This window comes from Mycobacterium innocens (assembly GCF_900566055.1).
Classification (GTDB): domain Bacteria; phylum Actinomycetota; class Actinomycetes; order Mycobacteriales; family Mycobacteriaceae; genus Mycobacterium; species Mycobacterium innocens.
Genome location: NZ_UPHQ01000186.1, coordinates 1 through 22,440, shown reverse-complemented (window position 1 = coordinate 22,440; position 22,440 = coordinate 1). Strand labels below are relative to the sequence as shown.

Here is a 22,440-nt window from a genome sequence, read left to right as displayed (position 1 = left end):
GCACTGGCAATGGACCACCACCGTCCCCGCCGTCTGGTGATCAAGATGACAAGAGCCGGATGAATCGAGAGGTTCACGTCCGGATCTGTGGGAGCCGGAGGGTGCAATCCCCTCCGGCCACCCGACCGCCGAGTGTGCGCTGATGGCGTCGAGTGTGCCGTCAGGGCGGCCGATCGCGGCGGTTACCCCCCGACATACACAGTCGAAGCCGTCACCGCACACTCGATACGGGTTTGAGCGAAGGTGCGGTATCGGCCTGCCGATTACAGAGCCAAGATGTGGGTGGGCATCCGGGGCTGCGCAAGAGGACATCGTTGACCAGTAGCATTCGTGGTCAGGTCACCATGAATTTCCGCGTGGGGCGCGGTAGGCCTTCGGCGCCCGCCGATTCTGGGATGCCGGGGGCAGCCGATACTTTTCGGCAGCCGCACCGGCCAGCGCGTCGTCGGCGAAGCCTGACGCCGGCCAGCTGAACCGCGCGACAAGATCCTCGAAAGGTCGAAGTAAGCTGGCAAATCGTGCAAAAGCACCGTCGCAGGCTGGGAGTGATGGGTGGGACGTTCGATCCCATCCACCACGGCCACCTGGTTGCCGCCAGTGAGGTGGCCGACCGGTTCGACCTGGATGAAGTGGTGTTCGTGCCCAGCGGCCAGCCATGGCAGAAGGGCGGCGACGTTTCCGCCGCCGAGGACCGCTATCTGATGACGGTGATCGCGACCGCGTCCAACCCCCGCTTTTCGGTGAGCCGGGTCGACATCGACCGCGGCGGCCCCACCTACACCAAGGACACGTTGCGCGATCTGCACGACCTCGACCCGGAGGCGCAGCTGTACTTCATCACCGGCGCCGACGCGCTGGCGTCGATTCTGTCGTGGCACCGCTGGGAGGAGCTGTTCGAGCTGGCGCGGTTCGTCGGTGTCAGCCGGCCCGGCTACGACCTGCGCCACGACCATGTCACCGCCGCCCTGGCCGGATTGTCCGCGGATGCTTTGACCCTGGTCGAGATCCCGGCGCTGGCCATCTCGTCCACCGACTGCCGTCAGCGGGCAGCGGAATCACGGCCATTGTGGTACCTGATGCCCGACGGCGTCGTGCAGTACGTCTCCAAGCGCCGCCTCTACCGCAAACCCGGGGAGCACGCGAACCCCACGAGTTCCAGCCTGACCGCGGGGAACAGCGCATGACCGCCACTCAGGAAGCCATCGATATGGCGACCGTGGCCGCCGGTGCGGCCGCAGCCAAGCTCGCCGACGACGTCGTGGTCATCGACGTCTCCGGGCAACTGGTCATCACGGACTGTTTCGTCATTGCCTCGGCGTCCAACGAACGGCAGGTCAACGCGATCGTCGACGAAGTCGAGGAGAAGATGCGCCGGGCGGGTTACCGGCCGGCGCGGCGCGAGGGCGCCCGGGAAGGCCGCTGGACGTTGCTGGATTACCGCGACATCGTCGTGCATGTCCAGCACCAGGATGACCGCGACTTCTACGCCCTGGACCGGCTGTGGAGCGACTGCCCGGTGGTGCCGGTGGACCTGGTGCCCACTTCCGAGGATCTGCAATGAGGGTGCGGCGGCTGGTGATGCTGCGCCACGGGCAAACCGATTTCAACCTGGGCAGCCGGATGCAGGGCCACCTGGACACCCACCTGACCGACCTGGGCCGAGCCCAGGCGGTCGCCGCCGCCGAAGCGCTGGGCAAGATGCAGCCGCTGCTGATCGTGTCGTCGGATCTGCGACGCGCCTACGACACGGCGATGACGCTGGGAGAACGGACCGGATTGCCGGTCCGCGTTGACCGCCGGTTGCGCGAAACTCACATTAGCGACTGGCAGGGCATGACCCACGCCGAGATCGACGACGAAGCACCCGGTGCGCGGCTGGCCTGGCGGGAGGATGCGATGTCGGCACCGCACGGCGGGGAAAGCAGGATCGACGTCGCCGCCCGAAGTCTGCCGCTGGTCACCGAACTGGTGTCCGGCGAACCCGGATGGGGTGACCCCCAACAACCGGATCGACCGGTGGTGCTGGTGACCCACGGGGGGCTCATCGCCGCGCTGACCGCCGCGCTGCTGCAGCTGCCGGTAGCCCACTGGCCCGCCCTGGGCGGTATGGGCAATGCCAGTTGGACACAACTCAGTGGACATTCGACCGGTGCCGACGGCCACATCCGCTGGCGCCTCGACGTGTGGAATGCCTCGGCTCAGGTTGTCGGCGATGTCTTCTGAGACTCGGCCGGTGCTGCTGGTCTTCGCCGACTCGCTGGCCTATTACGGGCCCACCGGCGGACTACCCGCCAACGACCCGCGCATCTGGCCCAATATCGTTGCGGCCCAACTTGATTGGGATCTGGAATTGATCGGTCGCATCGGCTGGACGTGCCGGGACGTGTGGTGGGCGGCGACCCAGGACCCGCGGTCGTGGGCGGCGCTGCCCCGGGCGGGAGCGGTGGTCTTCGCCACCAGCGGGATGGATTCGCTGCCGTCGGTACTGCCGACCGCGCTGCGTGAGTTCATCCGCTACGTCCGCCCACCCTGGTTACGGCGGTGGGCGCGCGACGGCTACGCCTGGGTGCAGCCCCGGTTTTCGCCGGTGGCCCGGTCCGCGCTACCCCCGCACCTGACCGTCGAATACCTCGAACAGACCCGCGGCGCAATAGATTTCAACCGGCCCGGCATCCCGGTGGTGGCATCCCTGCCTTCGGTGCACATCGCCGAGACCTACCGCAGGGCGCACCACGGCCGGGCGGCTACCGCGGCGGCCATCACCGAATGGGCGCAGGACCACGATATCCCCCTGGTGGATCTCAAAGCCGCTGTCGCCGAGCACATTATGAGTGGGCGAGGCAATCCGGACGGCATTCATTGGAACTTCGATGCCCATCAGTCAGTCGCGGAACTGATGCTCGAGGCGCTGGCCGAAGCCGGGGTGCCGAACGAGAAACCGCGCCGCTGAGCCATGTCTGTCGTGGTGGTGACGGATACGTCGGCGTGCCTGCCGGCCGACCTGCGCGACACCTGGGCGATACGCGAAGTGCCGCTGCACATACTGCTCGACGGCGCCGACCTTCGCGACGGTGTCGATGAGATACCCGCCGACATCTACCAGCGCCACGCCACCACCGCCGCGGCCACCCCGGCCGAGCTGGATGCCGCCTACCGGCAGGCGCTGGCCGACAGCGACGGAGACGGAGTGGTGGCGATACATATCTCGTCGGGACTGTCGGGAACCTGCCGCGCTGCCGAGCTGACCGCGGCCGGCCTCGGCCCGGCCGTGCGGGTCATCGACTCGAAGTCGGCGGCGATGGGCACCGGATTCGCCGTGCTGGCTGCCGCGCGTGCCGCGGCCGCCGGCAATGACCTGGATGCCGTTGCTCGCGCCGCGCAGGAAGCGGTGCGGCGCACGCAGGCGTTCATCGTCGTACACCGGCTGGACAACCTGCGCCGCAGCGGACGGATCGGCGGCGCCAAGGCATGGCTGGGTACCGCGCTGGCACTCAAGCCGATACTTCGCATCGACGACGGGAAACTTGTTCTGGCCCAACGTGTTCGCACCGTAAAACACGCGATGGCGGCGATGATCGACCGGGTGTGCGAGGTGGTCGGCGAAGGCCCTGCTGCTATTGCGGTGCACCACGTCGCCAACTCCGGCGGCGCCGGGGAAGTGGCGGCGGAGCTGGCCCGGCGGCTCCCGGCGGGTGAACCGGCAATCGTGACCGACTTGGGGCCGGTGCTGGCGGTACACGTGGGCGCCGGGGCGGTCGCGGTCTGCCTGCACGTTGACCGTTAGCAGTTAGCGCTGCGGCGGTCAGGCCAGTCGGTCAAAGACCGTCGTTCCTATCGGGCTGGGATCGTTCCAGATATAGATCGGCCCGACTGAGAAGGGGTAATTCCCGGTATTGAACGGATTGCCCGAGGACACAACGGTTGGGGAATTGGCCGCAGTGACCGTCTGCGTGTAGAGCGGCACACCGTTGATCGTGGAGACCGTGATGGTTGTGCCCTCGGGAAGGCGATTGCCGACCGCCAGGCCAGGCACCAACGATTGTGGAATGGTTCCGCCCACGCCGCCGGAATCGATGTATGCGGGGACGGTCTGCGGCAACTCGTTGTTGATCTGTACCTGAACCATGGTTCCCGGTGCTCCATTGAGCTGGACGATCGGCGGCAGCGAATTTGGGCCGAACTCCAGCAAACCGCGAGGCATATTGATGAGCACACCCTGATTCATGCCGACCGGCAAAGCCGCATTTGTAGGCGTGGAGAACGGAAACATGTTGTTGGGACCCACGCCCAGATAGGCGGGTAACAACGAAGGGTCGATGGGGCGGCTTGGCGTACCCAGATATGCGGAGGTGGCGACCGCAACGGTGGTCGAAGGGCTGACAATTCCGTTCCCGAAATTCACGGTCGTTTGATATGTCTGGTAGCCGACGAACAGGCGACCGACATCGCTGAGGCCGTAGCTGACCGAGCCCGTCCCGGTAGGCGGGCCGAGAGCCGCCACATTGACATATTGCGGTGGGACCAAGAGTCCGGTGGAGCCGGAGTCGACGATGACGGGCATCCTCGGTCCGCCGCCTACCGAGATGTTGAGCAGCGGGTTGCCGTATTGATCGACATAGATGAGCGTTTGGTTCGGGGAAAGCAGAGTACTGATGCCCGCGGTGCCGGTGTGTCCCCACAGCAACCCGGCCCGGCCGCCGAGGCCGCCAACGCCGCCGGGTCCGCTGGCCCCGCCGGTGCCGCCGTCGCCGATCAAAACCGCGGGCCCGCCAACACCACCGGGAGCTCCACCGTAAACGCTGTTGCCGCCGGTGCCGCCGGTACCGATCGGACCCGCGGCCCCGCCGGCACCCCCCGCAACTCCAGCGCGAGTGCTGGTGCCACCGGTACCGCCGTTGCCGTACAACCAGCCGCCGGGTTTGCCGGCCGTCCCCACGCCTTGAGCGTTGGTGTACCCGTTGGCGCCGTCGCCGATCAGCGGGCGCCCGGTCAGCTCGAGGACGGGCTCATTGACCGCGTTGACCACGCTCGTCGCGAGCCGGGTGATGTTGGCGGCCTCGGCGGCCGCATACGCATTCACGCCGGCCACCACTGTGCGGGTGAATTGGTCGTAGGATGCCGCGACCTGTGCGGCCAGCGCCTGATACTGACGACCGTACTCGGCAAACAGCGTGGCCATCACTGTCGAGATCTCATCGGCGCCGGCAGCCAGCAGCCCGGTCGTCGGCGCGGCGGCGGCGGTGTTTGCGGCGCTGATTGCTGAGGCGATACCGGTCAGGTCTGTCGTCGCGGCCGCCGCCACCTCGGGCGCTACGCTCACGAACGACATCTCGTACCTCCCGTCCGCCAGCACTTGCGCCGTCGCCAGATGAGGATCTGCATCGGCGATGAAACAGCGATGAAATTATTCTGATATCGCCTCGGTGGCTTGTACACCGCCAAATCAGGGGCTTTCGGCGCGGCTGCACCCGGAGGGAACCAAACTACCCGCTGGAGTTATTGATCCAACGCCGTCGACGGGCAAGCTCGATGCCCGCAGGTCTTTCAAAAATCAAGTACTCGAACGTGTCTCGATGCCCTCAGACACGCCGGGCATTGAGGCCGCGCGGGTGGACCACCTGCGGCCACCAGAACCAGCGGCCCAGCAGCGTGGCGATCGACGGCATCAGCAAGGTGCGCACGATCAACGTGTCGAGCAGCAGACCGATACAGACGGTCGACCCGAACTGGCCGAGCACCCGCAATTCACTGCCCAGCATGGCGGCCATGGTGAAGGCGAACACCAGACCCGCGGCCGTCACCACCCCGCCGGTGCCGGCCATCGAGCGGATGGTTCCGGTCTTGAGCCCGGCATGGATCTCTTCCCGGAACCGGGAGACCAACAGCAGGTTGTAGTCGGACCCCACGGCCAGCAGGATGATGACCGACAGCGCCGCCACGATCCAGTGGATCTTGACGCCGAACAGATCCTGCCAAATCAGCACCGACAAACCGAAGGACGCGGCGATCGAGCTGGCCGCGGTGCCGACGATGACCAGTGCGGCGACCACGCTTCGGGTCAGCAACAGCATGATCATGAAGATCAGCGTCAGTGCCGACACCACCGCGATCATCAGGTCGTACTTCTCGCCGTCGGCCATATCCTTGAACGTCGCGGCGGTTCCGCCGAGATAAACCTTGGCATCCGATAGCGAAGATTGCTTGAGGCCCTCCTGGGCCGCGGTGCGCTCGGCGTCGACTCGCGAGATTCCTTCCGGGGTCATCGGATCGCCCTGGTGGGTGATGAAGAAGCGCGCCGACCGGCCGTCCGGCGACAAGAACATCCGAAGCCCGGTCTGAAAGTCCGGGTTGTCGAAGGCTTCCGGCGGCAGGTAGAAGAAGTCGTCGTTCTTGGAGGCGTCGAAACTCTGCCCCATGACGATTGCGGTATTGCTCAGCTCGTCCATCTGGTCGAGCATGGCCGAAAAGGTGGCCTGCATGGTCAGGGTCAACGCCTTGGTGGTCTTCATGGTCTCGATCATCGGCGGGATCAGCACCAGCATCTCGTGGGTGGCGGTGGCAGTGCGCTGGATGTCTCTGGTTAATTCGTCGAATTGCCCGGCCAGCTGGTCGAATCCGTCCAACGATTCGAACAGGGACCGCAATGACCAGCAGATAGGTATGTCGTAGCAGTGCTTCTCCCAGTAGAAGTAGCTGCGTATCGGACGCCAGAAATCGTCGAAATCGGCGATGTGGTCCCGCAATCGGTTGGTGATCTCCGCGGTTTCGGCCGTGGTGCGTGCGCTGTCGTCGGCGGCACTGGAAAGATCTTGGGTCACCCGGTACATGCGCTGCATCGTGTCGATCATGAATTGCATTTCGTCGGCCATCTTGGTGATGTCGACCATGCGGTCCTTCAGGAACGCCATGTTCTGCATGGTCGTCTGGCTTTGCATGCTGTTCTGAAATGGTATGGAGCTGTGTTGAATTGGGATGCCCAGCGGTCTGGTGATGTCCTGGATCATGGCGATACCGACAACCCGGATGACGTTCTTGGCCACTTTGTCCAAGACCAGCATGTCGGCGGTATTCCGCATGTCGTGGTCGGCCTCGATCATCAGCATGTCCGGGTTCATCCGCGCCTGTGAGAAATGCCGGTCGGCGGCGGCTTGCCCGAGGTTGGCGGGGGCTGCGGCCGGCAGATAGTAGCGGTCGTTGTAGCTGGTTTTGAACGTCGGCAGGGCCACCATGCCCACCAGCACGATCGCCCCGCTGACCGCCAGAATCGGTGCCGGCCAACGCACCACGGCGGTGCCGACCCGGCGCCACAGCCGACCCCTCCCGGCTGCCCGCCTGGACTCGAACAGGTGGAAACGACTGCCCACGAAAACCACCGCGGGACCCAGCGTCACCCCGGCCAACACCACCACCAGCATGCCGATCGCCACGGGTGCGCCCATGGTGTTGAACCAGGGCAGCCGCGCAAAGCTCAGACAGTAGGTCGCCCCGGCGATGGTCAGTCCCGAGCCCAACACCACCGGGGCCACCCCGCGAAAGGTGGTGTAGTAGGCGGTTTCTCGGTCCTCGCCGGCGCGCAGCGCCTCCTGATAGCGGCCGACCAGGAAGATCCCGTAGTCGGTTCCGGCCGCGATCGCCAGCATGGTGAGGATGTTGGCGGCGAACGTCGTGAGCCCGAAGATGTTGTGGTACCCCAGAACCGCGACCACCCCGCGCGAGGAAGCCAGTGCGATGCCGGTCATGAACAACTGGACGAGCGTGGTGACGACGGAGCGGTAGACCAGCAGCAGCATGATGGCGATGGCGCCGAGGGTGAACAGCGTGATCTTGGCCAGGCTGGCGTTTCCGATGATGTGCATGTCGTCACTGAGCGCGGCGGGACCGGTGACGTAGGCCTTCACCCCGGGCGGCGGCGGGTTGTGGTCGATCACCTTGCGGACGGCCTCGACGGATTCGTTGGCCAGCGTGGTGCCCTGGTTGCCGGCGAGGTTCAGCATGACGTAGGCGCCCTTGGCGTCGGCGCTCTGCGCGCCGGCCGCGGTGAGCCGGTCTCCCCAGAAATCCTGGATGTGCTGGATGTGCTTGGGGTCTTGGCGCAGTTGGCGAATCAGGTTGTCGTAGTAGTGGTGTGCGTTGTCGCCCAGGGGTTGCAGACCTTCGAGGACGATCATGACCGTGCTGTTGGAATCGAACTCCCGGAAGTTGTGCCCCAATAGCATCATCGCCTTCATCGACGGCGCGTCCAATGGCGTCATCGGCGCGGAATGTTCCTCGCTGACGACTTCCAGCCGCGGTACGGCGACGTTGACGATGACGGTCAGCACCACCCAGGCCAGGATGATCGGCACCGCGAAGATGCGGATGGTGTGCGGGATGACGGGCCGGTGCGGGCGGCTGGTGTCCGGGCCGCTCGGGGTGGTCTCGGCGTCGTGGGTACTGATCGCGCCCGTGGCGGTGTCGTCGAGGTGTCTCATGCGGATTTCACCAAGCAGAACGTCTGCGGGTTGACGCCGTCGGACTTCTTCTCCTGCCGGACGACACCGTCGACCGTGATGCGACAGCCGATCCGGCTGCCGTCGCCCTGAGCCATGATGTTGGCGCTCACCGAGGGCAGCGTCGTCGAGACCGTCACCGACCACGGCAGCGGTGCGGCGTTGACCTGGTGGGTGTTGGCGTCGGCGTCCCAGTAGTTGATGTTCGCGGTGCTCCCGGGCGGACCGAAGACCTCATAGGTGACGACCTTGGGGTTGAATTGCACGATCTCGATCCCACCGCCGGCGTTCGCGTTGAGGTCCTGGGAACCGAAGATCCGGTGCAGCCGCATCACCACCAAACCGGAGACCGCGAGCACGATCACCAGGACCAGCGGTATCCATAGGTGCCTGGTCACGCGGGTAATGCGAATCGTTCTCACTTGACCGCCTTCCGCTCACCGCCAAAGGTCGTCGCGGCCCACCCGGTAAGCCAGGCCCGGTGCAGACAGAACCTTTGCTTGGCTAAGCACCTTACCCTTAGTGCACGTGACCGTTCCTCGGGGGTACCGGTCGGATGCCCGGGTTCGGTGCTAGCGCGCCACCCGGCCGGTGACGGGCGGCAGATCGGCAAGCGTCACGATCCCCGGTTTGGCGGCCACCACCACCGGAACCGCGTTGGTGACCGGCATCGCGGTGTAGATCATGCCCAGGCCCATGAAACCCGGCTCCGTCCAATCCTTCGGCGGCAGGCAGTGCAGCACGGTGCGCATGTTGGGCAGGCCGAAGACCTGGATGACGTGGCCGTGCTCCAGCGGTTTGGGTGGCACCACGTGGTTGCCCATGGTCCAGTTGAATCCGACGCTGACGACGTTGCGGTCGCCCTGCCAGCCCCGGTGGTAGCCGTACACGCTGCCGACCGTGCCGGCGGGGATCGTCATGAAGCCCAGGTCGGTATCTGCGGTGGCCGCGGTGAAAGTGACGTCGAAGGTCATCTTGTCCAGCTTGGCCCCGATCGCGTCGGCCATCATGGCTGCCGATTCGGCGAAGACCTCGCTTTCGGCCCGCACACTCTCGGCCAGGCCCTTGGTGTCGGGGTCCCGCGAAAAGCCCATCGCCGTCTGCGTTTCCGCCGACTCGTAGGTGGAACAGTCCACCGATTCGGTGATACGGATTTCGTCGACGCGTTCGCACGCGGCGCTGAGCACCATGCCGACCATGTTGGTCATGCCGGGATGTGCCCCGCTGCCGAAGATCGTCGAGCCGCCCCGCTCGCAGGCAGCGATGATGCGGTCCCGATCCTGCGGTGTCTGCTTGCCGCCGGTGATCCAGGCCGCGCTGGTGCACACGTTGACGCCCGCTTCCAGCAAGCGCACCAGCTCATCGATGTTGGGCCACAACGGGTTGTAGCAACACGCGTCGGCGCCCAGCGCCAGCAGCGCGTCGACGTCGTCGGTGGCGTGCACTCCGGTCGGCTCGGGCCAGCCCGCCAGGTCGGCGGCGTCGACTCCGACCTTTTCCGGTCCGTGCGCATACACCCCGACGAGTTCCATGTCGGGCCGGTCGATGATGGCGTGCAGCGATCGCCGCCCGATGTTTCCGGTGGTCCACTGGATCACCCGCAGCGGGCGGTCTGTGTTCATCGAGGGCTCCTTTGCCGGGTGCGATTGGACCCATTATTGCTGCGATATTCAGATGCGCGGGGGCACGGGTATGTGCCAGAGTCGGTTTCGTGACCGTCGCCGCGCCAAAGGCTTTACCGACATCCCTGACACTTCGTAGCCCAACGGAGGACGACTGGGCGTCAATGTACTTCCTGGCGGCCGCCAGCTTCCCGGACTTCATGGGTCCTCGTCCGGCCAACACCTGGCGCAGTCTGATACCCGCTGATGGTGCAGTGGTGAGTTGCGACGGTCGTGACGTGGTGAGCATGGCGCTGTATCTCGACCTGCGGTTGACGGTGCCCGGCGGCGCAGTGCTTCCAGCGGCCGGCCTCAGTTTCGTCGCGGTCGCCCCCACCCACCGGCGACGTGGATTACTGCGCCTGATGTGCGCCGAATTGCATCGCCGGATCACCGATTCCGAGTATCCGGTGGCGGCGTTGTATGCCAGTGAGGGCGGCATCTACGGCCGGTTCGGCTATGGGCCTGCCACCGTGCTGCAGGAGCTGACCCTCGACCGGCGTTTCGCCCGTTTCCACCTCGACGCACCCGATGGCGGAAGGGTCCGGTTGGTTAACCCGGCCGAGCATCGCGACGAGTTCGCTGCGATCTACGAGCGCTGGCGTCAACAGGTGCCCGGCGGGCTGGTCCGTCCTGACGTGCTTTGGGAAGACGCGCTGGGCGAATGCACGAATTCACCACGCGGTGACGCAAGGTTGTTTGCCTTCCTGCACACCGACGGCTATGCGCTGTATCGGGTGGACGCCACGGATCAGAAGTTGGCGCGTGTCGAGGAGCTGCGGGCCGTAACCGCCGACGCGCATATCTCCTTATGGCGTGCGCTGCTCGGGCTTGACTCGATGGAGCGAGTCAGAGTTATCACCCATCCGGACGACCCGCTGCCGTTCCTGCTCGCCGATACGCGACTGGCCAGCCCGACATTTCGCCAAGACGGTCTGTGGCTGCGAATCATGGATATCCCGGCCGCGCTCGAGGCGCGTGGCTATTGTGCCGACCTCGCCACGGTGATCGGCGTATCGGATGCGGGTCGATATCGGCTGCAGATCCGGGACGGACGTGCCAGCTGTAGCCCGACCGATGCGTCGGCGGACGTCGTGCTGGGTCGCGACGTGCTGGGCAGTCTGTACCTCGGGGTGCACCGGGCGTCCACGTTGGCCGCGGCGAACCGGTTGCGCACCAAGGACTCTGGCTTGGTGAGTCGGCTCGACGCAGCGTTTGCCAGCGACGTCCCCGCCCAGACGGCGTTCGAGTTCTGAAGGACCCGCCAGAGCTACTTACCACAGTCTGGCAAGCTCGTAGTCGGCCGATGTTTCCGATGGTCCACTGGATTACCCGCAGCGGACGGCCTGTGCTCATCGAAGGCTGGCCGCTGCGATGGGACCCATTATTGCCGCGATCGTTGCGGACATGTCAGTCACTCGCGGCCTCAGTTGCGCGGCCGGGCAGCGACCCTGAAATTCCTATGGCCCCATGATCGCCAGGCCCCAGTCGAGGTGGCCGTGCCATACGGTGGCGATGCGACCGCTTTGGACCGCGGGTTTCGGGTCCGAGATCGGACCACCGGCCGCCCGGATCGCGTTCACGCTGGCATCCAGGTCAGGAGAATACAATGCCAGCCCGATCAGCGCCGGCTCGGCGCCGGTGGCCGCCACCACCTCGATGAATGCCTCGCCAACACGGTAGAACGCCATTTCCGGACCGTCCGGCCCACGCGGATGAAAGCGCCGGCGCGGCGGGGTACCCAATGTCGCTGTGAGAGCAGTGATTCCGGTGTCCAAGTCGGGCACCGTATACACGACGTGGTTGACCTGGGTCACCCCACATGGGTGCACGGGACCGGTCATCGCCGGCCGGACCGTCGTCGGTACCCCGAGAATCGCTGCGTCGTCGTGGGTCTCGTCGAAACTCCAGGAACGCTCGTCGGTGAGTGCACAGCACACCCGACCGATCCGGATCTCGCCGTCGTCGACGGTGAATCCGAGTGTGATCCATGCCTGTTCATCTCCGGGCACGCCGAGCCAGGTCAGCGTGGCCATCTCGCTGAGCCTTGCCTACCTGGGGGAACCCGGCGACTCGCTACGACGGTTCGGCCAACCGTGTCGATGCCCGACTCAAAGCCGGACAAGCTCGTAGCCACCGAGCTGGTCGATGAGGACGTGCAGGTGGTCCTGGCAGGAACCCAGAGTGTGCTCGATGGCGGTCAGCCGGGCCGCGTAATGCCCCACCGGATATTCGGCGGTCATTCCGATTCCGCCGTGCAGCTGAATCGACTCCTGCGCGATGTGCCGGGCGGACCGGCCCACTTGCAACTTGGCCCGGGACGCGATCAGCGGGTCGAGGTTGCCGTCGGCGATCGACATCGCTGCGTAGAGATCCATGCTGCGGGCCATCTCCAGCGAGACGTACATATCGGCGGCACGCTGGGTCAGCGCCTGGAACTTGTTGAGCGTGACGCCGAATTGCTTGCGGGTCTTGAGGTAATCGGTGGTCAGGCGCAGGGCTTCGGACATCGCGCCGACCGCTTCCGAGCACAATGCCGACTGGATGCGAATGATGGCGTCACGGATCGCCGATGACGCGTCTTCAGCGGCCTCGCCCAGAGGTTCACCGGGCGTCTGGTCCAGGTCGACCTGGGCGCCCCGGTGGGCGTCGAACGTCGGGTACGGGTGCCGGGTGACGGCCTCACCGTCGACCAGGAACAACCCGACGCCACCGTCGGGCAGCGCGGCGCTGACCACCAGCGTGTCGGCGCAGTCGCCGGCCATCACCGGATTCTTACGTCCGCTGAGCAGCCATGAATCGCCTTGGCGCACAGCGCGAGTCGAGATGTCGGCGGATGGCGTCCGGTGGCTGGGCTCCAGGTGCGCGAACGCCAGTAGCAGCTGCCCGGCGGCGACGTCGTCGAGCAGCTGTAGCTGTGCGTCGCTGCCCAGCTCGGCGATGAGCGCTCCGGGTGCCAGCGCGGCATGCACCACGGGTTCGGGTGCCAGCCGCCGCCCGACTTCGGTCATCACGACCATGATCTCGATCTGCCCGGACTCGGCCGGGTCGAATCCGAGGCTCAAGATCCCGGTGTCGGCGAGTTGACTCCACACCTCGCGGCTCCAGCCGAGATCGGTGCCGATGACCTTGTTGCGGCTCTCCGCGTCGTAACTGCGGGACAGTAGGTCGCGGGTGGTGTCGCGCAGCAGCGTCTGCTCGTCGCTCAGCTGAAAATCCATGACTGCCTCACAATCCCAGAATGGTGGACGCGATGATGTTGCGCTGCACTTCGTTACTGCCGCCGTAGATGGACGTCTTGCGGTAGTTGAGGTAGCGGGGCGCGCTGGTTTGTGCCCATGGCGGCGAGGCGATCTCGTCGCTGTGGGAGCCGTCTGCCGGTAGCGCATCGGGACCGGCCACCTCCACCAGTAATTCGGTGGCGATCTGCTGCAGTTGGCTGCCGCGCAGCTTGAGCACCGACGACGCCGGGTTCGGCTTACCGTCTGCGGAGTCCGAGACCACCCGGGCTTGGGTGAGTTCCAATGCCAGCAGCTCGTTTTCGGCCTCGGCGAGCCGCGCCGCGAAGAGCGGATCGTGCAGCAAACCCGTCTGCGCGGCATGTTTTTTCACCTCGGCGAGGCGTACCTTGGTCCGGCCTACCCCGGCGATTCCGGTGCGCTCGTTGCCCAGCAGGAACTTCGCGTATGTCCAGCCCTGATTCTCTTGTCCGACAAGCTGATCGGCGGGTACCCGGACGTCGGAGAAAAAGACCTCGTTGACCTCGTGGCCACCGTCGATCGTCTTGATCGGCCGCAGGGTAATGCCGGGCGTGGCCATGTCGATGAGCAGAAACGAGATGCCGGCCTGCCGTTTGGGAGCTTGCGGGTCGGTGCGCACCAGACAGAAAATCCAGTCCGCGTACTGGCCCAGCGTCGTCCACGTCTTCTGCCCGTTGACGACGTAACTGTCACCGTCGCGGACCGCGGTGGTGCGCAGCGAGGCGAGGTCGGAACCGGCCTCCGGCTCGGAGAAGCCCTGGCACCACCAGATGTCGATGCTGGCCGTCGGCGGCAGGAACCGCTGCTTGATCTCCTGGGAGCCGAATTCGGCGATCACCGGCCCCACCATCTTGGTGTTGAAGTTCAGCGGCTCCGGGACACACGCCAGTTGCATCTCGTCGGCCCAGATTTGGTGCTGGGTGGGTGTCCAGTCCTTACCACCCCATTCGACCGGCCAATTCGGTACCGCCAGCCCGTGATCGTTGAGGATCTTCTGGCAGCCGACGATGTCGTCCTTGCTCAGCGAGTCGCCGCGGCGCACCCGGTCACGAATGTCTTGGGGGACCCGCGTGGTGTAGAAGGTGCGAAGGTCGTCGCGGAAGGCGGCTTCGTCGGTCGTCAGCGCCAGCTTCATCGGTAGCCTCCTGTGTCGGGTGACCGCCGGTGCGTGCCCCACGTGGAGCTGGAACCATCCGCATGGCCACCGGCAATCCTGCCCTGCACGTTAGGCGTCGAGCGGCGCCGAACGTCAACCGGGGTGGCGCGGCAGCGGTCAGCTTCGGTCGTCGCCACCACAGGGAGCCGGCGAGCCAAATGTGATACGCCGCGGGCGGCACGGATGAAGTCACGCATTCACAGCCCTGGTTTCATCCACAGCCAGGCGTCGCGACGCGGTGGTCGGGGATCGTGGTGGCGGTCGGGGCACCTACCGTCGGCGCCATGCGAACTGAACTGCCTGCCGAGCGCTTGCATCGCCGGCTTGGGGCCGACCCGGATTGCCGGCCGGCAGCCAACCCGGCCGCCGTCGAAGCCGAGGGCGCCGATGAAGGCCCGGACGACGACCCGAACTCGCTGTTGCCGCGCTGGCTTCCGGCGACTCCAGGCAGCCATGGATGGCTGGCCAAGGTGCGCGCAGATCCAGGACGTGCCGGTGCCATCGCGTTGGCGCTGGTCGCGGCCCTTGCGGTACTGGTCACCGTGTTCACGTTGCTGCGCGACCGGCCTGCTCCGGTGATGTCGGCCAAACTTCCCGCGGTGGAACGGGTTTCAGGGCCATCGGGAAGCGGCCCGAGACCGTCGGCGACCCCGGGGCAGCCGCCCGGCCCGGATCGGCCGGTGGTGGTCAGCGTCGTCGGACTGGTGCACACCCCGGGTCTGGTCACCTTGGCTCCGGGTGCGCGGATCGCCGACGCCCTGCAGGCCGCCGGCGGCGCGGTCGACGGTGCGGACACCATCGACCTGAACATGGCTCGCCAGCTGGTCGACGGGGAGCAGATCGTGGTCGGGCTGGCGCCGGTTCCAGGGCAACCGATTACGCTGCGCAGCTCGATCGGTGCGGGCACCCCGGCACCGGGACCGGCCACCTCCGGCGCCCCTCATCCGGGTCCCCAGCCGAGCTCCAGGCCGGCCGAGGTGCTCGACCTGAACACCGCGACCGTGGAGCAGCTGGACACGCTACCCGGCGTCGGCCCGGTCACCGCCGCCGCTATCGTCGCGTGGCGCCAGGCCAACGGCAGGTTCACCAGTGTCGACCAGCTCGCCGACGTCGACGGCATCGGCCCGGCGCGGCTGGAAAAACTGCGGTCCCTGGTCCGTGTCTGACGCAGGTGGATCCCCTGCCCGGGCCCGTCGACCCCGTTCCCGGCGCCGCGGCGCGGCTGGATGTGCGCCTGGTTCCGGCCGCGCTGACCAGTTGGGTGGTGACCGCGGCGGGGATCGGGTGGCCGGTCGGCCGGCCGTGTGCGGCCTGCTGCCTGATGCTGGCTACCGGGTCGGCTGCGCTGTGGTGGCACGCCGCGCGCCGGCCGAAGTGCCCGCCCCGGCTGCGCGCCATCAGCGCCGCCCTGGTGGCGGTCGGTGTGGTGGGCGCCGGGTATGGATTCGCGATCGCGTTGCGAGCCGATGCGGTCGGGCGGCACCCGATCAGTGCGGCGTTCGGAACGTCCGTGCCGGTGACCGTCACGCCCAGCGAAACCGCCCTGTCGCTGGGGGCCGGCCGATTGATCTTCCGGGCGACCATCCAGCGGCTGCGGGACGGCGAAATATCGGGCCGGGTGGTCGTTTTCGCGCGGGCGTCGGAATTCGGCGAGCTGATGGCAGGCCAGCCGGTGCGGTTCAGCGCGCACATCACCCGGCCGACGCGCCGGGACCTGACGGTCGCGGTGCTCACCGCGGTGGGCCGGCCCCAAACCGTGTGCGCGGGTCGTGCGGGTGCGGTGTACCGGGCCGCGCACGCCGTTCGCGGCCGGTTTGCCGCTGCGGTTCGGGAGGTGTTGCCCGGCGATCAGGCCGCGATGCTGCCCGCGCTGGTGCTCGGTGACACCTCGGCAGTCGGGTCGGCGACCGGCCGGGAATTCCGTGCGGCAGGGATGACGCATCTGACGGCGGTGTCGGGTGCCAACGTCACGATCGTGTGTGCGGCAGTGCTGTTTTCGGCACGGCTGGTCGGGCTGCGCGCGGCCGTCGGGCTGACCGGGGGAGCGCTGGCGGCATTCGTCGTCGTGGTGCAGCCGACGGCCAGCGTGTTGCGGGCGGCCGTGATGGGCGCGATCGGCCTGGCCGGGATGCTGTCTTCGCGGCGGCGACAGGCGATTCCGGCACTGTCGGCCACCGTGCTGGTGCTGATGGCCACGGCACCGCAGCTGGCCGTCGATATGGGTTTCGCGCTGTCGGTGGTGGCGACGGCCGCACTGGTCGTCATCGCTCCGCTATGGTCGCGTCGCTTGATCGCGCGGGGATTGCCCAAACCGCTGGCGGATGCGCTGGCCGTCGCCGCTGCCGCGCAGGTGGTGACGGCTCCGCTGGTAGCCGCGATCTCCGGCCGATTCAGCCTGGTTGCGGTGTTCGCCAACCTCGCGGTGGCAGCGGTGATCGTCCCGATCACCGTGCTGGGCAGCGCGGCGGCCGTGCTGGCCGTCCTATGGCCAGCCGGGGCGCAGCTGTTGATCCGCTTCACCGGGCCGGAGATGTGGTGGGTGTTGCGGATGGCGCATTGGGCGGCCGGTGTGCCGATGGCAACGGTGCCGGTCCCCGACGGCCCGGCCGGCGCGCTGCTCGTCGGCGGCGTCACCGTGCTGGCGGTTGCACTGTGGCGATTCCGGTGGTTTCGTCTCGCGACGAGTTGGGCGCTGGTGGCCGCCCTGGGATGCCTACTGGCCTGGTCGCTGGCGGGCCTGGTCGGCCCCACGTGACACCATCGTGGGGTGAGCGAGATTTCGCCGTTGCATTTGGTCCTGGGCGACGAAGAACTGTTGGTCGAACGGGCGGTCGCGGAGATACTGCGGTCGGCGCGGCAACGCGCGGGCACCGGAGCCGGTGCCGGCCCGGGCGCCGATGACGTGCCGATCAACCGCCTGCGGGCCGGCGACGTCAGCACCTATGAGCTCGCCGAGCTGCTGAGCCCGTCGCTGTTCGCCGACGAGCGGATCGTCGTGCTGGAGGCCGCCGCCGAGGCGGGCATGGATGCCGTCGCGATGATCGCGTCGACCGCCGCCGACCTGCCACCGGGCACGGTGCTGGTGGTGGTGCACTCCGGCGGCGGGCGAGCCAAAGCCCTGGCCGGCCAACTGAAGTCGCTGGGCGCGCAGGTGCATCCGTGTGCGCGGATCACCAAGCTCGGCGAACGCCTCGACTTCGTCCGCGGCGAATTTCGCTGTCTGCGCGTCAAGGTCGACGACGAGACCGTGACAGCCTTGCTCGACGCGGTCGGTTCGGATCTGCGTGAACTCGCCGCGGCCTGCTCGCAGCTGATCGCCGACACCGGTGGTCACGTCGACGTGGCGGCGGTTCGCCGCTATCACAGCGGCAGGGCCGAAGTGAAGGGCTTCGACATCGCCGACAAGGCCGTCACCGGCGATGTGGCCGGAGCCGCCGAAGCGCTGCGCTGGGCCATGATGCGCGGCGAGCCGCTGGTGGTGCTGGCCGACGCGCTGGCCGAAGCGGTGCACACGATCGGCCGGGTGGGGCCGTTGTCCGGCGACCCGTACCGGCTGGCGGCGCAACTGGGCATGCCGCCCTGGCGGGTGCAGAAGGCGCAAAAGCAGGCGCGGCGCTGGTCACGCGACAAGGTGGCGACGGCGATGAGGCTGGTCGCCGAACTGAACGCCAACGTCAAAGGGGCCGTGGCCGACGCCGACTATGCGCTGGAATCCGCGGTCAGGAAGGTGGCCGAGTTGGTCGCCGACCGCAGCTGAGGACTCAGCCGAGATTGTTGAGGGTCCGCGCCAGGGCCGACTTCTTGTTTGCCGCCTGATTCTTGTGGATCACGCCCTTGCTGGCCGCCTTGTCCAACTTGCGGTTGGTCGATACCAGGAGCTCCGCGGCCTTCTCTTTGTCGCCGGCGTGCGCGGCCTCGCGAAACGCCCGGACAGCGGTACGCAACGACGACTTCACCGACTTGTTGCGCAGTCGGGCGCGTTCGTTGGTCCGGTTGCGCTTTTGCTGCGACTTGATGTTGGCCACGCGTTGATTCCTTATGTCGATTCGGGGATTGCTCGGGCGCCCCTGTCGCCCGACAACGACTGCTCAGGTTAGCAGTCGGTTACGTTTTCGCCCAAAAGAGCAGTCCCTGGCCTGCTGAAACGCCCGAAGTGAGGCAGCATGACACGGGTGAGTCTTTCTGACCCGATCGAAGCGACCAGGCGGCGTTCATCCGCCCGTTCGGAGCGCATTTTCGACGGCTATCACAAGTCGGACGGTTCGGATGCCTCGGATGTCTACGCCTCGGCCTTCGACGAGATGTTCGACGCGCAAGGCAACGTTCGTGGCCCCTACAAGGGCATCTATGCCGAGCTGGCGCCCACCGACGCATCGGAGCTCAAAGCGCGAGCCGATGCGCTGGGCCGGGCGTTCATCGACCAGGGCATCACCTTTTCGCTGTCGGGTCAGGAGCGGCCGTTTCCGCTGGACTTGGTGCCCCGGGTGATCTCTGCTGCCGAGTGGACCCGGCTGGAACGGGGCATCATCCAGCGCGTCCAGGCCCTTGAGCGCTACCTCGACGACATCTACGGTGACCAGGAAATTCTGCGCGACGGCGTGATCCCACGCCGGCTGGTGACCTCTTGTGAGCACTTCCATCGCGAGGCGGTGGGGATCGTTCCGCCCAACGGGGTGCGCATCCATGTGGCCGGCATCGACCTGATCCGCGACGATCGCGGCGACTTCCGGGTGCTGGAGGACAACCTGCGCTCGCCGTCGGGCGTGTCCTACGTGATGGAGAACCGGCGCACCATGGCGCGGGTCTTTCCGAACCTGTTCGCCACCCACCGGGTCCGCGCGGTCGACGACTATCCGGCGCACCTGCTGCGGGCACTGCGCAACTCGGCGGCCACCAACGAGGCCGATCCCACGGTCGTGGTCCTGACCCCCGGGGTCTACAACCCGGCCTACTTCGAGCATTCGCTGCTGGCCCGCCAGATGGGTGTGGAGCTGGTCGAAGGCCGCGACCTGTTCTGCCGCGACAACCAGGTGTACATGCGCACCACCGAGGGGGAGCGCCAGGTCGACGTCATCTACCGGCGCATCGACGACGCATACCTGGACCCGCTGCAGTTCCGCGCCGACTCGGTGCTCGGGGTGGCGGGTCTGGTCAACGCCGCGCGCGCCGGCAATGTCGTCATCTCCAGTTCGATCGGCAACGGTGTCGGCGACGACAAGCTCGTCTACACCTACGTGCCCACCATGATCGAGTACTACCTGCGGGAAAAGCCGCTGCTGGCCAACGTGGAGACCTATCGGTGCTGGCTGGAGGACGAACGCGAGGAAGTCTTGGACCGGATCGGCGAGTTGGTCCTCAAACCGGTCGAGGGCTCCGGCGGTTATGGCATCGTCTTCGGCCCACAAGCCTCCGAGAAAGAGCTGGCCGCCGTCGGCAAGAAGATTCGCGACAATCCCCGCAGCTGGATCGCCCAGCCGATGATGGAGCTGTCGACGGTGCCGACCCGGATCGAAGGCTCGTTGGCGCCGCGCTACGTCGACCTGCGGCCGTTCGCGGTCAACGACGGCAACGACATCTGGGTGCTGCCGGGCGGACTGACCCGGGTAGCTCTGGTGGAGGGCTCCCGCGTGGTCAACTCCAGCCAGGGCGGCGGATCCAAGGACACCTGGGTGCTGGCACCGCGCGCTTCGGCGGCCGATCGTGAGCTGGGCCGTGCACAGGTGGTGCGGTCGTTGCCACGGGTGGTGCCCGATCCGCCGCAGACCGACCCGCCCCGCAACGAACAATCCCAACGACAGCAGGAAGCGACCGACTGATGCTCGCCCGCAACGCCGAAGCGCTGTACTGGATCGGCCGCTATGTCGAGCGCGCCGACGACACGGCTCGCATCCTGGATGTCGCGGTGCACCAACTGCTCGAGGACTCCAGCGTCGACCCCGACCACGCCTCCCGGCTGCTGCTGCGGGTGCTCGGCATCGAGCCCCCCGACCACGAGCTCGACCTGTGGTCGCTGACGGATTTGGTGGCTTTCAGCACCAACGCTCAGGGGGGCTCGTCGATCGTCGGGGCGATCTCGGCGGCGCGGGAAAACGCGAAGTCGGCGCGCGAAGTCACCTCCATCGAGATCTGGGAGTGCCTCAACACCACCTACAACGCTCTGCCGGAACGCGAGCGGGCCGCCAAACGTCTTGGGCCACATGAATTCCTGTCGTTCATCGAAGGCCGCGCGGCGATGTTCGCCGGGCTTGCCGACTCGACGCTCTCCCGCGACGACGGCTATCGATTCCTGTTGCTGGGCCGCGCCATCGAGCGGGTCGACATGACCGTGCGCCTGCTGTTGTCGCGGGTGGGCGACAGCGCCTCGTCCCCGGCGTGGGTCACCCTGCTGCGCTCGGCCGGCGCGCACGACACCTATCTGCGGACCTACCGCGGGGTGCTGGACGCCGGACGGGTGGTCGAGTTCATGATGCTCGACCGGTTGTTCCCGCGCTCGGTGTACTACTCGCTGCGGCTGGCCGAACACAGCCTCGAGGAGTTGCTGCACAATCCGCAGAGCCGAATCGGGGCCACCACCGAAGCGCAACGGCTGCTCGGACAGGCGCGCAGCGAACTCGAGTTCGTGCAGCCCGGTGTCCTGCTCGAGTCCCTCGACAACCGGTTGGCGGGCCTGCAACGAACCTGCCGAGATGTCGGAGAAGCGTTGGCGCTGCAGTACTTTCACGTATCGCCGTGGGTGGCCTGGACCGATGCGGGGCAGCGTGGCCAACTGCTCGGCAGGCAAGGGGAATCCTGATGTGGCGAATGCGGGTGGTACACACCACCGGGTATGCATACCAGTCGCCGGTCACGGCGTCCTACAACGAGGCCCGGCTGACACCGCGCTCCAACACCCGCCAAAACGTCATCCTCAACCGGGTCGAAACCGTCCCGGCCACCCGGTCCTACCGCTACGTGGACTATTGGGGCACCGCGGTGACGGCCTTCGACCTGCATGCGCCGCACACGCAGCTGACGGTCACCTCGTCCTCGGTTGTCGAGACCGAGCGCCCCGAGCCGCCGACGGCCAAGACCAGCTGGGAGGAGCTGCACTCGGTGGCCGTGATCGACCGGTTCGACGAGGTGCTGAGCCCCACCTGGTACACCCCGACCGGCAAACGCGTCGCGGCCGTGGGCCGGCGGATCACCAAGTATCACGGCCCCGCGGAAGCTGTCGTTGCCGCATCCCGTTGGGCGCGAAGCGAATTGGACTATATTCCGGGTACCACCGGTGTCTATTCATCGGGACTCGACGCGCTGGAGCAGGGCCGCGGTGTCTGCCAGGACTTTGTCCACCTGACGCTGATGGTGTTGCGCAGCATGGGGATTCCCGGACGCTACGTATCCGGCTATCTGCATCCCGAGCGCGACGCCGTGGCCGGAAAAACCGTCGCCGGGCGTAGCCACGCCTGGATTCAGGCCTGGACGGGCGCGTGGTGGAACTACGACCCCACCAACGACACCGAGATCACCGAGCAGTACATCAGCGTGGGTGTCGGCCGGGACTACAGCGACGTGTCTCCGCTGAAGGGTATCTACTCCGGACTGGGCGCGACCGACCTCGACGTGGAGGTGGAGATCACCCGGTTGGCCTAACCGGGCGCACCGGGGGTTCCCGGCCGGCCGATTACCCCAGCGGTGCCGCCACCTCCGCCCTTGCCGGGCGGGCCGGCGCCGAAACCGTGTCCGCCGGCGCCGCCGTTGCCGCCGTTGCCGATGAAGAAGGCGTCCCCACCGTTTCCGCCCTGGCCACCGGCCATGCTGTTGGCGTTGCCGTCGCCGCCGGCCCCGCCGTCGCCGGCGCTGCCGATTACCCAGGCGCCCGCTCCACCCTGGCC

The 22,440-nt window shown here is 66.9% G+C and carries 20 protein-coding genes and 1 pseudogene; 12 read left to right on the top strand and 9 right to left on the bottom strand.

Annotated features, from left to right (window positions below):
* Positions 1 to 518: 518 nt before the first annotated feature.
* The 5 genes from nadD to EET03_RS18180 are packed head-to-tail and all read left to right on the top strand — an operon-like array spanning position 519 to position 3,784.
* On the top strand, positions 519 to 1,184 hold the full coding sequence (nadD, locus tag EET03_RS18200) for a nicotinate-nucleotide adenylyltransferase (RefSeq protein WP_082274796.1): 666 nt from the start codon (positions 519 to 521) through the stop codon (positions 1,182 to 1,184).
* Entirely contained in the window at positions 1,181 to 1,561 is a 381-nt protein-coding gene (gene rsfS / locus EET03_RS18195) for a ribosome silencing factor (protein WP_063471289.1), read from the top strand. The genes nadD and rsfS overlap by 4 nt, the downstream gene beginning before the upstream one ends.
* Entirely contained in the window at positions 1,558 to 2,223 is a 666-nt protein-coding gene (gpgP, locus tag EET03_RS18190) for a glucosyl-3-phosphoglycerate phosphatase (RefSeq protein ID WP_075544101.1), read from the top strand. The genes rsfS and gpgP overlap by 4 nt, the downstream gene beginning before the upstream one ends.
* On the top strand, positions 2,213 to 2,950 hold the full coding sequence (octT, locus tag EET03_RS18185; protein ID WP_075544100.1) for a diglucosylglycerate octanoyltransferase: 738 nt from the start codon (positions 2,213 to 2,215) through the stop codon (positions 2,948 to 2,950). The genes gpgP and octT overlap by 11 nt, the downstream gene beginning before the upstream one ends.
* A gap of 3 nt (positions 2,951 to 2,953) precedes the next feature.
* Complete coding sequence (locus EET03_RS18180) at positions 2,954 to 3,784, top strand: DegV family protein (RefSeq protein WP_075544099.1); 831 nt, start codon at positions 2,954 to 2,956, stop codon at positions 3,782 to 3,784.
* Between the two features lie 18 nt (positions 3,785 to 3,802).
* Here the strand turns inward: EET03_RS18180 and EET03_RS18175 are convergent, their stop codons facing one another.
* The 4 genes from EET03_RS18175 to EET03_RS18160 all read right to left on the bottom strand — a co-directional run bounded on the left by EET03_RS18175 (position 3,803) and on the right by EET03_RS18160 (position 10,111).
* On the bottom strand, positions 3,803 to 5,329 hold the full coding sequence (locus tag EET03_RS18175; RefSeq protein WP_075544122.1) for a PecA family PE domain-processing aspartic protease: 1,527 nt from the start codon (positions 5,327 to 5,329) through the stop codon (positions 3,803 to 3,805).
* Between the two features lie 250 nt (positions 5,330 to 5,579).
* On the bottom strand, positions 5,580 to 8,471 hold the full coding sequence (locus tag EET03_RS18170; protein ID WP_075544098.1) for an MMPL/RND family transporter: 2,892 nt from the start codon (positions 8,469 to 8,471) through the stop codon (positions 5,580 to 5,582).
* On the bottom strand, positions 8,468 to 8,896 hold the full coding sequence (locus tag EET03_RS18165) for an MmpS family transport accessory protein (protein ID WP_122508806.1): 429 nt from the start codon (positions 8,894 to 8,896) through the stop codon (positions 8,468 to 8,470). The genes EET03_RS18170 and EET03_RS18165 overlap by 4 nt, the downstream gene beginning before the upstream one ends.
* 165 nt (positions 8,897 to 9,061) lie before the next feature.
* Positions 9,062 to 10,111, bottom strand: a complete 1,050-nt coding sequence (locus EET03_RS18160) for an NAD(P)H-dependent amine dehydrogenase family protein (RefSeq protein WP_075544097.1) — start codon at positions 10,109 to 10,111, stop codon at positions 9,062 to 9,064.
* Positions 10,112 to 10,200: 89 nt separating this feature from the next.
* Between EET03_RS18160 and EET03_RS18155 the strand changes: the two genes are divergently transcribed.
* Positions 10,201 to 11,406 (top strand): GNAT family N-acetyltransferase, encoded by a 1,206-nt coding sequence (locus EET03_RS18155; protein WP_279637712.1) that lies wholly within the window; start codon positions 10,201 to 10,203, stop codon positions 11,404 to 11,406.
* 204 nt (positions 11,407 to 11,610) lie between these two features.
* Here the strand turns inward: EET03_RS18155 and EET03_RS18150 are convergent, their stop codons facing one another.
* The 3 genes from EET03_RS18150 to EET03_RS18140 form a co-directional block, all read right to left on the bottom strand.
* The gene (locus EET03_RS18150; RefSeq protein WP_075544096.1) at positions 11,611 to 12,186 is read right to left on the bottom strand and encodes a VOC family protein; all 576 of its coding nucleotides are present in this window, start codon (positions 12,184 to 12,186) and stop codon (positions 11,611 to 11,613) included.
* A 75-nt stretch (positions 12,187 to 12,261) separates the two neighbouring features.
* The gene (locus EET03_RS18145) at positions 12,262 to 13,371 is read right to left on the bottom strand and encodes an acyl-CoA dehydrogenase family protein (RefSeq protein WP_075544095.1); all 1,110 of its coding nucleotides are present in this window, start codon (positions 13,369 to 13,371) and stop codon (positions 12,262 to 12,264) included.
* A gap of 7 nt (positions 13,372 to 13,378) precedes the next feature.
* Positions 13,379 to 14,545 carry an acyl-CoA dehydrogenase family protein gene (locus EET03_RS18140; protein ID WP_099193641.1) on the bottom strand — a complete coding sequence of 389 codons (1,167 nt, stop codon included), beginning with the start codon at positions 14,543 to 14,545 and terminating at the stop codon, positions 13,379 to 13,381.
* 305 nt (positions 14,546 to 14,850) lie between these two features.
* On the opposite strand from EET03_RS18140, the gene EET03_RS18135 reads away from it, so the two are divergent.
* The 3 genes from EET03_RS18135 to holA all read left to right on the top strand — a co-directional run bounded on the left by EET03_RS18135 (position 14,851) and on the right by holA (position 18,323).
* Complete coding sequence (locus EET03_RS18135) at positions 14,851 to 15,732, top strand: helix-hairpin-helix domain-containing protein (RefSeq protein WP_099193640.1); 882 nt, start codon at positions 14,851 to 14,853, stop codon at positions 15,730 to 15,732.
* Between the two features lie 62 nt (positions 15,733 to 15,794).
* A complete protein-coding gene (locus EET03_RS18130) occupies positions 15,795 to 17,321 on the top strand; it encodes a ComEC/Rec2 family competence protein (RefSeq protein WP_099194225.1) in 1,527 nt (508 codons plus the stop codon).
* A 30-nt stretch (positions 17,322 to 17,351) separates the two neighbouring features.
* Positions 17,352 to 18,323 (top strand): DNA polymerase III subunit delta, encoded by a 972-nt coding sequence (holA, locus tag EET03_RS18125; protein WP_099194226.1) that lies wholly within the window; start codon positions 17,352 to 17,354, stop codon positions 18,321 to 18,323.
* Positions 18,324 to 18,327: 4 nt separating this feature from the next.
* On the opposite strand, the gene rpsT is transcribed toward holA, so the two are convergent.
* On the bottom strand, positions 18,328 to 18,591 hold the full coding sequence (gene rpsT, locus EET03_RS18120) for a 30S ribosomal protein S20 (protein WP_063471278.1): 264 nt from the start codon (positions 18,589 to 18,591) through the stop codon (positions 18,328 to 18,330).
* Positions 18,592 to 18,729: 138 nt separating this feature from the next.
* Here rpsT and EET03_RS18115 point away from each other — a divergent pair, with 138 nt between their 5' ends.
* Genes EET03_RS18115 through EET03_RS18105 form a run of 3 tightly spaced genes read left to right on the top strand, consistent with a single transcriptional unit; the run spans position 18,730 to position 22,198 of the window.
* Positions 18,730 to 20,382, top strand: coding sequence for a circularly permuted type 2 ATP-grasp protein (locus EET03_RS18115; RefSeq protein WP_075544091.1), 1,653 nt, complete (start codon positions 18,730 to 18,732; stop codon positions 20,380 to 20,382).
* The gene (locus EET03_RS18110; RefSeq protein WP_063471276.1) at positions 20,382 to 21,359 is read left to right on the top strand and encodes an alpha-E domain-containing protein; all 978 of its coding nucleotides are present in this window, start codon (positions 20,382 to 20,384) and stop codon (positions 21,357 to 21,359) included. The genes EET03_RS18115 and EET03_RS18110 overlap by 1 nt, the downstream gene beginning before the upstream one ends.
* Positions 21,359 to 22,198, top strand: coding sequence for a transglutaminase family protein (locus EET03_RS18105; protein WP_099193639.1), 840 nt, complete (start codon positions 21,359 to 21,361; stop codon positions 22,196 to 22,198). The genes EET03_RS18110 and EET03_RS18105 overlap by 1 nt, the downstream gene beginning before the upstream one ends.
* On the opposite strand, the pseudogene EET03_RS18100 reads toward EET03_RS18105, so the two are convergent.
* Positions 22,195 to 22,440, bottom strand: a pseudogene (locus EET03_RS18100) (PE family protein); the annotation flags it as partial. The gene EET03_RS18105 and the pseudogene EET03_RS18100 overlap by 4 nt on opposite strands.

What these genes read in the sequence shown, in the direction of transcription:
- EET03_RS18180 (WP_075544099.1), top strand. Translation starts at nt 2,954, where the DNA reads ATGTCTGTCGTGGTGGTGACGGATACGTCGGCGTGCCTGCCGGCCGAC.
- EET03_RS18135 (WP_099193640.1), top strand. Translation starts at nt 14,851, where the DNA reads ATGCGAACTGAACTGCCTGCCGAGCGCTTGCATCGCCGGCTTGGGGCC.
- rsfS (WP_063471289.1), top strand. Translation starts at nt 1,181, where the DNA reads ATGACCGCCACTCAGGAAGCCATCGATATGGCGACCGTGGCCGCCGGT.
- EET03_RS18170 (WP_075544098.1), bottom strand. Translation starts at nt 8,471, where the DNA reads ATGAGACACCTCGACGACACCGCCACGGGCGCGATCAGTACCCACGAC.
- EET03_RS18140 (WP_099193641.1), bottom strand. Translation starts at nt 14,545, where the DNA reads ATGAAGCTGGCGCTGACGACCGACGAAGCCGCCTTCCGCGACGACCTT.
- gpgP (WP_075544101.1), top strand. Translation starts at nt 1,558, where the DNA reads ATGAGGGTGCGGCGGCTGGTGATGCTGCGCCACGGGCAAACCGATTTC.
- octT (WP_075544100.1), top strand. Translation starts at nt 2,213, where the DNA reads ATGTCTTCTGAGACTCGGCCGGTGCTGCTGGTCTTCGCCGACTCGCTG.
- EET03_RS18145 (WP_075544095.1), bottom strand. Translation starts at nt 13,371, where the DNA reads ATGGATTTTCAGCTGAGCGACGAGCAGACGCTGCTGCGCGACACCACC.
- EET03_RS18115 (WP_075544091.1), top strand. Translation starts at nt 18,730, where the DNA reads ATGACACGGGTGAGTCTTTCTGACCCGATCGAAGCGACCAGGCGGCGT.
- EET03_RS18110 (WP_063471276.1), top strand. Translation starts at nt 20,382, where the DNA reads ATGCTCGCCCGCAACGCCGAAGCGCTGTACTGGATCGGCCGCTATGTC.
- EET03_RS18160 (WP_075544097.1), bottom strand. Translation starts at nt 10,111, where the DNA reads ATGAACACAGACCGCCCGCTGCGGGTGATCCAGTGGACCACCGGAAAC.
- EET03_RS18150 (WP_075544096.1), bottom strand. Translation starts at nt 12,186, where the DNA reads ATGGCCACGCTGACCTGGCTCGGCGTGCCCGGAGATGAACAGGCATGG.
- EET03_RS18105 (WP_099193639.1), top strand. Translation starts at nt 21,359, where the DNA reads ATGTGGCGAATGCGGGTGGTACACACCACCGGGTATGCATACCAGTCG.
- EET03_RS18175 (WP_075544122.1), bottom strand. Translation starts at nt 5,329, where the DNA reads ATGTCGTTCGTGAGCGTAGCGCCCGAGGTGGCGGCGGCCGCGACGACA.